We start from the raw sequence: 7,607 nt of genomic DNA, 5'->3' as shown, positions 1-7,607 counted from the left end.
CCCCGGCGGCCCGCAGGATGTCCTCGCGCAGCCGCTCGCCCTGCCCGCGCGGGTTGCGCACCCGCGCCGTCCGCTCCGCGGAAGCCCCGGCGGAGCCGCCCTCGTCCCGCTTCATCTCGGCCACCGCCGTGCACCTCCCTCGCATCCGGACACCCGCACCGCACTGCCCACGGCGGCGGATCCGCCGATCACCGCAGGCAGCCGCCCCGAACCTACACGACACCGGCCACCGCACCGGCACACGCGGACGTCCGGAAGCGGTGGTGTGCCGGATGCGGGACGAGAGGGGGCATCGGCGCACCGAAGGGGGTCACCTCAAGAACCTCCTGTAGATGATGTATCAACTGCTTAGACTCTCTCCATGGCAGACACAGTGCGATGGCTGACCCCGGAGGAGCAGCGCGCGTGGCGAGGCTTCGTGCGGTTGCAGGAGCGACTCGGCGGGCGCCTGGGACGCTTGCTCCAGTCGGAGTCGAACGTGTCGCCCGCGGACTTCGCGGTGCTGGTCCACCTGACGGACGTCCCGGAGGGACGGCAGCGGTACCAGGACCTGGCCCGGGCGCTGGAGTGGGAAAAGAGCCGGATGTCCCACCACATCGCGCGGATGGCCGGGCGGGGCCTGGTGGTGCGCGAGGAGTGCGCCGAGGACGCGCGCGGCGCCTTCGTGGTGATCACGGACGCCGGGCGGGCCGCGATCGAGGCCGCAGCGCCGCGCCACGTGGAAGCGGTGCGCGCACTGTTCATCGATCACGTCACGCCGGCGGAGCTGCGGGTACTGACCGAGATCTCCGAGCGTGTCCTGCGCAACCTGGACGAGGAGGCGGGCTGACCCGAAGGCCGGGGCCGGCCGCGGAATAGTGGCGTCGGGGGGTGTGTTCCGGGGATACAGTTGATGCGTCAACAAGCTGGGAGGGCTGAGGACCATGCAGTTCGGTATCTTCACCGTCGGTGACGTGGCCACCGACCCGACCACGGGTCGTACGCCGACCGAGCGCGAGCGGATCAAGGCCATGGTCGCCCTCGCGCTGAAGGCCGAGGAGGTCGGGCTGGACGTCTTCGCGACCGGTGAGCATCACAACCGGCCGTTCGTCCCCTCGTCGCCCACGACCCTGCTGGGGCACATCGCCGCACGCACCGAGCGCATCGTCCTCTCGACGTCCACCACGCTGATCACCACCAACGACCCGGTGAAGATCGCGGAGGACTTCGCGATGCTCCAGCACCTGGCCGACGGGCGGGTGGACCTGATGACGGGCCGCGGCAACACCGGGCCGGTCTACCCGTGGTTCGGCAAGGACATCCGGCAGGGCATCGACCTGGCGGTGGAGAACTACGCCCTGCTGCGCCGGCTGTGGCGCGAGGACGTCGTCGACTGGGAGGGGAAGTTCCGCACCCCGCTGCAGGGCTTCACCTCCACCCCGCGCCCGCTGGACGACGTGCCGCCGTTCGTCTGGCACGGCTCCATCCGCTCCCCGGAGATCGCCGAGCAGGCCGCGTACTACGGCGACGGCTTCTTCCACAACAACATCTTCTGGCCGAAGGAGCACACCAAGAAGCTGATCGACCTCTACCGCGCGAGGTACGCGCACTACGGCCACGGCACTCCCGAGCAGGCCATCGTCGGTCTCGGCGGCCACGTCTACATGCGCCCCCGCTCCCAGGACGCCGTCCGCGAGTTCCGGCCGGTCTTCGACCACTCACCGGTGATGGGCGGTGGAATCCCCATGGAGGAGTACATGGAGCAGACCCCGCTGACCGTCGGCACCCCCGAGCAGGTCATCGAGAAGACGCTCACCTTCCGCGAGTACGCCGGCGACTATCAGCGCCAGCTGTTCATGGTGGACGGCGGCGGAGTCCCGCTGAAGGCCGCACTGGAGCAGATCGACATGCTCGGCGAGCAGGTCGTTCCGGTGCTGCGCGCGGAGTTCGCCAGGAACCGGCCGGCCGATGTGCCCGACGCCCCCACCCACGCCTCCCTGCTCGCCGCCCGCGACACGGACCGCGCGCAGACCGCCGGCGCGCTGGCCTGACGCCTGCGGAAGGAGTACCGGACCTGGCGCGACCGGTGACGGATGCATCCACCACCGATGCATCCACGGCCGGTGCATCCACGGCCGATGCGGCTACGGCCGATTGGGCGGAGCCCGCCGGCCCCTCGTGCCGTTCGAACAGCAGCCGGCCGCATTCCGGTCCGCGTGAAGACGCGTACCGGAATCGCGGCGGCGGAGAATGGAGGAACCGATGACCGACAACCTCAACGCCTACACGGCGACCGGCGGAGTGGCGCCCGACCGCTGGGCCAGCGCGCTGCACCTCTTCGACGACGGAGTCGGAACGCCGCACGAGGAGACGACCGCCGAACGCTGGGAGCGGGCTCAGCTGCTGTTCGAGGCGAAGGACTACATCGGCGCCGCCGAGCTGCTCGTCGCCGTGGTGGAGGAGGCCCCGGAGCAGACCGGACCCCGGCTGCTGCTGGCGCGTGCCTACTACCACTCCGCTCAACTGCGGCGTGCGGAGGAGCAGCTGCGGCAGATCGTCGAGCGCGATCCGGTGGAGCACTACGCCCACCTGATGCTGGGCCGCACCCTGGAACGTCAGGGCCGCCCGGACGAGGCGCAGCCCTGGCTGCGCATGGCCGGCGCGTTCGCCGGCGAGTTCCCGGACGACGACTGAGCGGCGAGTGCGGCACCCACGCGGGAGCCCTGCTGATGACATCCGGACGCCCGACCGCCTGGCGGCCCCGCCGCCTCCGCGCTGCGGAAGCCGAAGGCCGCCGTCGGACTCCCGCGCCCTGACCCCGGCACGGGCTCCCGCTGGGACCGGCGCCCGGCCCCGAGCGGCACCCGCCGGCCCCCCGACGCGTTCACCGGCGGGGGCCGGAGCCGGGCCTCGTGCGGGCGAGCTGATCGCTTTGTTAGGCTCGCCGTGCCTCCCGTGGGGGAAGTCCGGTGAGAATCCGGCACTGACCCGCAACGGTGTGCGCGGCGACCCCTGGTCCGTCGCGCGAGTCCGATCGCCCACGGAGGGTTCAGCGACCCGTTGACTGCTCGCCGTGGACTGCGAGAAGGGGCCGCGCGGCCTCCACGGTCGTACGGGTTGTCCCCTGCTTGACATCCAGCAGGCGGCCCATGCGAAGGACGGCCCCCACCGTGCGTCGAAGAACGGCCCCCCGCCGGATATCCGTACTGCCGCTCAGCCTCCTGCTGGGAGTGCTGCTGGCGCTGTCGCTCCTGTGCGGTGCCGGACTCGGGGCCGCCGGCATCGGCTGGAGCGAGGCGCTGCGCTTCCTGTGGGCCGGGCTCACCGGCGGGACCGTGCCCGCGCACGACGCGGCCGCGTACACCATCGTCTGGGAGATCCGGCTGCCCCGGGTCCTGCTCGGCGCCGTCGCCGGCGCGGGGCTCGCGGCCGTCGGCGTGGCCGTGCAGGCCATGGTGCGCAACGCGCTGGCCGACCCCTTCGTCCTGGGCATCTCCTCCGGCGCGGCGGTAGGCGCCAACGCCGTCATCCTGCTGGGAGCGCTGGCGGGACTCGGGGTGTGGGCGCTGTCGGTGTCGGCGTTCGTCTCGGCGCTCGCGGCCATGGCGCTCGTGTACGCCGTGGCCCGCTCGCCCCGCGGCCTGACCCCGCTCCGGCTGATCCTGACGGGCACGGCACTGGCGTACGGCTTCGAGGCCGTCACCACCGTCATGGTGTTCGGCGCGGCCCGCGGCGAGGCGACCCGGTCGGCGATGATGTGGCTGCTGGGCAGCCTCGGAGGGGCGACCTGGGCGCAGTTGCCGCTCGCCGCGGTGACCGTGGCGGCCGGCTGGGCGTGGCTGCGCCTGCGGGCCGAGGCCCTCAACGCGCTCGCCATGGGCGACGAGACCTCGGCCGCCCTCGGCGTCGCACCGTCCCGCATCCGGCGGGAGCTGTTCCTGGTCACCGCGGCCGTCACGGGGACCGTCGTCGCGGTCAGCGGGGCCATCGGGTTCGTCGGCCTGATGGTGCCGCACGTCGTACGGATGCTGGTCGGTGCCGACCACCGCCGGGTCCTCGTCGTGGCCCCGCTCGCCGGAGCGCTGCTGCTGGTGTGGGCGGACCTGCTGTCCCGGCTGCTGCTCGCCCCGGCCGAGCTGCCGGTCGGCGTGATCACCGCGGTGGTCGGGGTTCCCGCGTTCCTGCTGCTGATGCGGCGGGGCGGCGACGCGTTCGGGGGGCGGTGAGGATGCGACTCGACATCGACCGGGTGACGATCGAGGCCGCCGGAATCCGGCTGGTCGAGGACGTCCGGCTCGCCGTGGACAGCGGGGCGTTCGTCGGACTCGTCGGTCCCAACGGCAGCGGCAAGTCCACCCTGCTGCGCAGCGTGTACCGGGCGCTGCGCCCGGCCGGCGGGGCCGTACGGCTCGACGGCGACGACGTCCACACCATGGACCCCCGGGCCGCCGCGCGCGTGCTCGCCGCGCTGCCCCAGGAGTCGTCGGCCGAGTTCGACTTCACCGTGGCCGAGGTGGTCGCCATGGGACGGCTGCCCCACCGGAACCGCACGGCCGCCTCGGACCGCGCCGTCTGCGCCCGGGCGATGGAGCGCACAGGCGTCGCCCACCTCGCCGACCGCGGGTTCCTCAGCCTGTCCGGCGGCGAGAAGCAGCGGGTCCTCATCGCCCGCGCCCTCGCCCAGCAACCGCGGGTGCTGGTCCTGGACGAACCCACCAACCACCTGGACATCGCCCACCAGTTGGACGTCCTCCGCCTGGTCCGCGGCAGCGGCCTGAGCGTCCTGGCCGCGCTGCACGACCTCAACCTCGCCGCCGCCCACTGCGACGTCCTCCACGTCATCGACCGGGGCCGCATCGTCGCCTCCGGCCCCCCGCACGACGTGCTCCGACCCGACCTTCTGGCCGACGTGTTCGGCGTCCGCGCGCACCGCGTACGGCATCCCGTCACCGGCGCCGTCCAGCTCCTGTTCGACCTCCATCCGCCCACCACCACCTGAGGACCCGCATGCGCAAGCTGCTCGCCGCCGCCCTCTGCCTCGCCGCGACCGCCACAGGCTGCGGTGCCACGGTCGAGTCCGCGAAGGACCCGGAATCCTCCGCGGTCACCCTGACCAACTGCGGCCGGACCGTGACGTACGACAAGATCCCCGAGCGCGTCGTCACCAACGACGTCGGCATCACCGAGCTGATGTTCGCCCTCGGCCTGGAGGACCGCATGGCCGGCTTCGCCATGCCCGACGACAAGGGCGACCTGCGCCGCGTGCCGTGGAAGGACGGCTACGACAAGGTCCCCTGGCTCTCGAAGGACCAGCTCACCAAGGAGAACGTCCTCGACGCCCGCGCCGACCTCGTCTTCGCCGGCTGGAACTACGGCTTCCGCGAGGACGGCGGCTTCACCCCCGACGCGCTGAGGAAGCTCGGCATCCCCTCGTACATCCTCACCGAGTCCTGCCGCAACGGCCGAACGGACTCCTCGCGCGGCATCATGCCGCCGCTGGAGGCCCTGTACACAGACCTCACCAACCTCGGCAAGCTGTTCGGCGTCGAAAAGCGGGCCGCAGCGCTGATCGCCCGCTTCAAGAAGCAGATCGCGGACGTACGGGCGAAGGCCCCCAAGGGCGCCGACCGCCCCTCGGTCTTCCTCTACGACAGCGGCCAGGACGCCCCGTTCACCTCCGGCCGCTACGCCGCCCCCGAGCAGATCATCACCGAGGCCGGCGGCGTCAACATCATGCACGACGTGGCGGACTCCTGGACCACGGCCGGCTGGGAGAGCGTCGTGGAACGCGACCCGGACGTGATCGTGATCTGCGACTACGGAGACGTGAGCGCCGAGCAGAAGAAGAAGTTCCTGCTGTCCTACCCCCCGCTGCGCAGCGTCTCCGCGATCCGGCACCGGCGGATCGTCGCCCTCGACTACGCCGACCTGGTCGAGAGCCCCCGCAACCCCTCGGCGATCGCCCGGCTCGGCGCCTATCTGCGGACGCGCTGACGACACAGCGGTACGGACCGCGGGCCGGTGCCGCGGTCCGTACCGTGAGGAATCCCACCGGGCCGTCGGGGAGGCCGGCCCGTCGCGCCCGCGGGATCAGCCCGCCTTGTGCACCTGCGCCAGAGCCTGGGCGAGACCGTTGGCCCACAGCTGGTTGACCCGGGCCCGCTCGGTGGCGTTCGGGTACCGGTTGGTGCAGCTCGGACCGGGGCCGCCGCCCGACATCAGCTCGCTGCACGGGCCGCTGTAGTGGTCCGGCAGGCCCAGCACATGGCCGGTCTCGTGGGCGGTGACGCGGATGGAGTCGTACTGCCGGTTCTGCGCGTAGTCCAGGAAGATGTAGCCGCGGCCGTGGCCGTTGGTGGAGGCGTACGAGCCGCGCGGGTCGTTGCCCTCGTAGTAGGCGAAGTCGCCCGTGCCCGAGGTGGCCTGGAGCTTGACGTTCGACACGGAGCTGTTCCAGATGGAGGCAGAGCTCGATATCTGGGAGCGGAAGCTCGGCGCCTGCGAGGCGTTGTAGTAGACGGTCACCACCTTCAGGGAGGGCTGGTCGGCCTGCCTCTTGGCGACCGACTTCAGCACGGCGTCGAAGAACGCCTTGCTGCCGGCCTTCTCGGCCGTGCCCACGTAGCCGGCGGCGGCGGTGCGGGCGGGGATCTCGGCGGTGCTCTTCGCGCTCGCCGGGCTCGCGGTGCCGAGCGCGGCGGAGGCCAGACCGAGGCCGAGCGCCAGGGCCACGAGTCTCCTGGACTTCTTCGGCCCGGTGCCGGTACGGAACGACGCCATGGGGGGGCTCCTTCTCGTCCTGTGGGGTTGAACGATCGGTTGCCAGTGAGTCTCGGGCAGGCCAACGGGACGACGGATGATGGCAATCGGGGATAGCTCCGGGCTATCGGTGGCCGACTCGTCCACTTTGTTGGAACTTGAACATCTGGTGCGGTGCCCGGCGCCGCCCTACGCTCCTCCCATGGAGCTCGAGGTGAGGCATCTGCGCGTGCTCTGCGCCATCGCCGACACCGGCAGCTTGCACAAAGCGGCACGGGAACTCGGCGTGGCACAGCCCTCGTTGAGCACCCAGCTACGGCGCATCGAGCGGGCTCTCGGCGCCCAGCTCTTCGTCCGCGCCCGGACCGGCTGCCGCCCCACCCCGCTGGGCCTGGCCGTGCTGAGCCGCGCCAGGCCGCTGGTCGCGGAGTTCGCCGCGATCGTCACCGAGACCAGGGCGGCGGCGTCCCGGGCCGCCGGCGGATTCCAGCTGCGCATCGGCGCCACGGCGAGCCGCGCCATCCCGGGCTGGCTGCGCCGGCTGAGAGCCCGCGGCCCGGACTGCGCACCGACACTGCAGATGAACGTGTCCGCCAACGCCCTGCTCGGCATGGTCGCCGCCGGCCGGCTCGACATGGCGTTCGTGCACGAGGTCGAGGGCAGCCCGCTGCGCATCCCGCCCGGCCTGTGCCTGCGGGTACTCGTCGAGCGGGAACCGCAGTTCGTCACGCTGGCCGCGGACCATCCCGCGGCGTCGCAGCCGGAGGTGAGCCTCGCCGACCTGGCCGGCGACCGCTGGATGGTCGACTCCACGGTGGACGGCGAGTGGGACGGTCTGTGCCGGGTGCTGCGCGCGGCGGGCCTGAACT

General features: G+C 72.1%; 8 protein-coding genes and 1 riboswitch. Of the genes, 7 read left to right on the top strand and 1 reads right to left on the bottom strand.

The annotated features are described in order from the left end of the window. The first annotated feature begins 361 nt into the window (after positions 1 to 361). From CCN44_RS32725 to CCN44_RS32700, 6 genes are all read left to right on the top strand, one after another. Positions 362 to 829, top strand: a complete 468-nt coding sequence (locus CCN44_RS32725) for a MarR family winged helix-turn-helix transcriptional regulator (protein ID WP_079081428.1) — start codon at positions 362 to 364, stop codon at positions 827 to 829. Between the two features lie 94 nt (positions 830 to 923). After that, positions 924 to 2,030 (top strand): LLM class flavin-dependent oxidoreductase, encoded by a 1,107-nt coding sequence (locus CCN44_RS32720; protein ID WP_086701810.1) that lies wholly within the window; start codon positions 924 to 926, stop codon positions 2,028 to 2,030. A gap of 211 nt (positions 2,031 to 2,241) precedes the next feature. Continuing rightward, a complete protein-coding gene (locus CCN44_RS32715; RefSeq protein ID WP_086701813.1) occupies positions 2,242 to 2,673 on the top strand; it encodes a tetratricopeptide repeat protein in 432 nt (143 codons plus the stop codon). A gap of 221 nt (positions 2,674 to 2,894) precedes the next feature. Next, positions 2,895 to 3,039, top strand: a riboswitch (cobalamin riboswitch). Positions 3,040 to 3,128: 89 nt separating this feature from the next. Beyond that, entirely contained in the window at positions 3,129 to 4,205 is a 1,077-nt protein-coding gene (locus tag CCN44_RS32710) for a FecCD family ABC transporter permease (protein ID WP_208639882.1), read from the top strand. Positions 4,206 to 4,207: 2 nt separating this feature from the next. Then, positions 4,208 to 4,978 (top strand): ABC transporter ATP-binding protein, encoded by a 771-nt coding sequence (locus CCN44_RS32705; RefSeq protein ID WP_086701804.1) that lies wholly within the window; start codon positions 4,208 to 4,210, stop codon positions 4,976 to 4,978. 8 nt (positions 4,979 to 4,986) lie between these two features. Beyond that, entirely contained in the window at positions 4,987 to 5,973 is a 987-nt protein-coding gene (locus tag CCN44_RS32700; RefSeq protein WP_086701801.1) for an ABC transporter substrate-binding protein, read from the top strand. A gap of 96 nt (positions 5,974 to 6,069) precedes the next feature. Here CCN44_RS32700 and snpA read toward each other — a convergent pair whose 3' ends face one another. Beyond that, entirely contained in the window at positions 6,070 to 6,759 is a 690-nt protein-coding gene (snpA, locus tag CCN44_RS32695) for a snapalysin (protein ID WP_086701798.1), read from the bottom strand. Positions 6,760 to 6,940: 181 nt separating this feature from the next. On the opposite strand from snpA, the gene CCN44_RS32690 reads away from it, so the two are divergent. Then, positions 6,941 to 7,607 (top strand): LysR family transcriptional regulator (locus CCN44_RS32690; RefSeq protein WP_086701794.1); only part of this gene is annotated, 667 nt, incomplete at its 3' end.

This window comes from Streptomyces tricolor (assembly GCF_002155905.1).
GTDB classification, from domain to species: domain Bacteria; phylum Actinomycetota; class Actinomycetes; order Streptomycetales; family Streptomycetaceae; genus Streptomyces; species Streptomyces tricolor.
This window is presented reverse-complemented; position numbering and strand designations above follow the sequence as displayed.

Bases quoted from the DNA above. Each gene is read 5' to 3' on its own strand.
- CCN44_RS32725 (WP_079081428.1), top strand. From the start codon at position 362: ATGGCAGACACAGTGCGATGGCTGACCCCGGAGGAGCAGCGCGCGTGG.
- CCN44_RS32720 (WP_086701810.1), top strand. From the start codon at position 924: ATGCAGTTCGGTATCTTCACCGTCGGTGACGTGGCCACCGACCCGACC.
- CCN44_RS32715 (WP_086701813.1), top strand. From the start codon at position 2,242: ATGACCGACAACCTCAACGCCTACACGGCGACCGGCGGAGTGGCGCCC.
- CCN44_RS32700 (WP_086701801.1), top strand. From the start codon at position 4,987: ATGCGCAAGCTGCTCGCCGCCGCCCTCTGCCTCGCCGCGACCGCCACA.
- CCN44_RS32710 (WP_208639882.1), top strand. From the start codon at position 3,129: ATGCGAAGGACGGCCCCCACCGTGCGTCGAAGAACGGCCCCCCGCCGG.
- snpA (WP_086701798.1), bottom strand. From the start codon at position 6,759: ATGGCGTCGTTCCGTACCGGCACCGGGCCGAAGAAGTCCAGGAGACTC.
- CCN44_RS32705 (WP_086701804.1), top strand. From the start codon at position 4,208: ATGCGACTCGACATCGACCGGGTGACGATCGAGGCCGCCGGAATCCGG.